Genomic DNA, 2,415 nt, shown 5'->3' with positions numbered 1-2,415 from the left:
GTCATAGCGGCCCTTGGGCATGATCGGCAGTTCGGCACGCGTCTTGTCGGGCCAGAAGCCCAGGCCAAGAAAACCCAGGCCCAGTTCTTCCCCCAGCTCGCGGCACTGTTTCAGGTGGCGGTTTGATTCGGCGCAGGTCTGGTGCAGAGTCTCCAAAGGCGCGCCGGAAAGCTCGAACTGTCCGGCCGGTTCCAGGCTGATGTTGCCGTCGGCGCCCTTGAGCGCAATGATATTCCCGCCTTCCAGGATCGGCTCCCAGCCATAACGCGTCATCGCCATCAACAGGTCGCGGATGCCGCCGGGCTCGGTGTAGGACGGGGCGCGGTGATCGTCGGTCTTGAACACGAATTTCTCGTGCTCGGTGCCAATGCGCCACGCCTCGCGCGGCTTGGCGCCGTCGGCGAACACCGAAACCAGCTGGTCGCGCGTTTCGATGATCGCGTCATCGCCGGCGATTGTCACCTTGTTGCTCATGTCCAGCGCCTTAGCCCCGTTGCCCTGCCGGCGCAATGAAGCGCCAATGTTGCAGTTTCGTGGCATGGTTCGCGGCGACCAGAGCGCTGGTTGCCGGCCTGCGCCAATCTACCCCTTGCAAAACTGTAATGTTTGCCGACATTGGCCGGCATGAAGCCTGCCGCCTTGTTGATTCTTGCCCTGCTGTCGCTCAGCGCCTGCGGCGTGGAGCAGGCCCAGCCTGCGCCGGTGCCGGCTGACGACCGCTGGGGCCATCTGCCGCCCGATCCGGAGCGCGTGCAGCAAGCCGAGCGCGCGGCGCCCCAGCCCAGCTGACATCAACGCCTGCTGCAAAGCGGCAGGGTTGCGCCCGCGCTGGCCTGTGGCATCCTTCCGCCAACTCGGAAGGATTTCACCATGCATGATCTGGTCATTCGCGGCGGCACCATTGTTGATGGCAGCGGCAATCCACGTTTTTTGGGCGATATCGCGGTTGATGGCGGCCGCATTACCGCGGTGGGCAGCATTACGGCCAAGGGCGCGACGGAAATTGACGCCACCGGCCTGATCGTCACGCCCGGCTTTGTCGACATCCACACCCATTATGACGGGCAGGCAACCTGGGATTCAGAAATGGCGCCGTCGTCGTGGCACGGGGTGACGACCGTGGTGATGGGCAATTGCGGCGTTGGTTTTGCGCCGGCCAAGCCCGACAAGCACCAGTGGCTGATCGGCTTGATGGAAGGCGTGGAGGATATCCCCGGCACCGCGCTGGCCGAAGGCATGAAGTGGAACTGGGAAACGTTCCCCGAATATCTGACGGCGCTGGAAGAACGGTCCCGGACCATCGATGTGGCCACCCATGTGCCGCACGGCGCCGTGCGCGCTTATGTGATGGGCGAACGCGGCGCGCGCAATGAAAAGCCCACCGAGGCTGACATCGCGCAGATGGCCACCATCGTGGCCGAAGGCGTGAAGGCCGGCGCGCTCGGTTTTTCGACCAGCCGCACCATATTGCACAAGAGCATCGACGGCGAACTCGTGCCCGGCACCACCGCCGAAAAGGACGAGCTGATCGCCATCGGCCGCGCCATGGGCAAGGTCGGCCACGGCGTGTTCGAGATGACCAGCGACCTGCGCCGCGAGTGGGATGAGTTTGGCTGGATGGGTGAGATGAGCCGCGAAACCGGTCTGCCAGTTACCTTCTCCATGCTGCAGTCGATCGCCAAGGAACTCCCCTGGCAGGAGCAAATGAGCGAGATGGCGCGCGCCAATGCCGAAGGCGCCAATATCGTCGCCCAGATCGCCATTCGTGGCACCGGCGTGGTCATGGCGTGGCGCGGCACCGTGCACCCGTTCAAGTTCCGTCCCAGCCTGCAAGCCATCGAAGCGCTGCCGTGGGAGGAACAGTGGCAGCATCTGACTGATCCGGCGTTCAAAGCCAAGCTGTTGGCCGAGGAGAATGTCTGGCCCGAAACCGATGTGCTGCCATTGCTGATGGCGGTCGCGCTGGGCTGGCAGCTGCAATACGAAATGACCGACAGCTTCAATTACGAGCCGACGCAAGGTGAAACCATCTGGGCGATGGCAAAGGCGGCGGGCGCGGATCCGGCCGAATACGCCTATGATCTCCTGTGCCGCGAAGGGGGCAAGGGCTTCATCTATTTCCCCATCCTCAACTATGCCGATGGCAACCTCGATTTCATCAAGGGCCTGCTGCACCGCGACGATGTGGTGATCTCGCTGTCTGATGGCGGCGCGCATTGCGGCACCATCTGCGATGCCGCCAGCCCGACCTATCTGCTGCAACACTGGGTGCGTGACCGGACGCGCGGCACCGTCAGCCTTGAAAACGCCATTCGCCGCCAGTGCCACGACACAGCCAAGCTGTATGGCCTTGATGATCGCGGCATCATCGCGCCGGGCTATCTGGCCGATTTCAACATCATCGATCTGGATCGG

At 63.3% G+C, this 2,415-nt stretch carries 3 protein-coding genes; 2 read left to right on the top strand and 1 reads right to left on the bottom strand.

Annotated features, from left to right (window positions below; genetic code table 11):
- Nucleotides 1–474 (bottom strand): glutamate-cysteine ligase family protein (locus tag RMO81_RS06425; RefSeq protein ID WP_310474963.1); only part of this gene is annotated, 474 nt, incomplete at its 3' end.
- 150 nt (nucleotides 475–624) lie between these two features.
- Here RMO81_RS06425 and RMO81_RS06420 point away from each other — a divergent pair.
- Nucleotides 625–789 carry a hypothetical protein gene (locus RMO81_RS06420; RefSeq protein ID WP_310474962.1) on the top strand — a complete coding sequence of 55 codons (165 nt, stop codon included), beginning with the start codon at nucleotides 625–627 and terminating at the stop codon, nucleotides 787–789.
- Nucleotides 790–870: 81 nt separating this feature from the next.
- The coding region (locus RMO81_RS06415; RefSeq protein WP_310474960.1) for a D-aminoacylase at nucleotides 871–2,415 on the top strand (1,545 nt) is incomplete at its 3' end.

Origin of the sequence: Sandarakinorhabdus sp., assembly GCF_031422795.1 — a bacterium.
In the GTDB taxonomy this organism is placed as follows: domain Bacteria; phylum Pseudomonadota; class Alphaproteobacteria; order Sphingomonadales; family Sphingomonadaceae; genus Sandarakinorhabdus.
This window is presented reverse-complemented; position numbering and strand designations above follow the sequence as displayed.

Bases quoted from the DNA above. Each gene is read 5' to 3' on its own strand.
- RMO81_RS06420 (WP_310474962.1), top strand. From the start codon at position 625: ATGAAGCCTGCCGCCTTGTTGATTCTTGCCCTGCTGTCGCTCAGCGCC.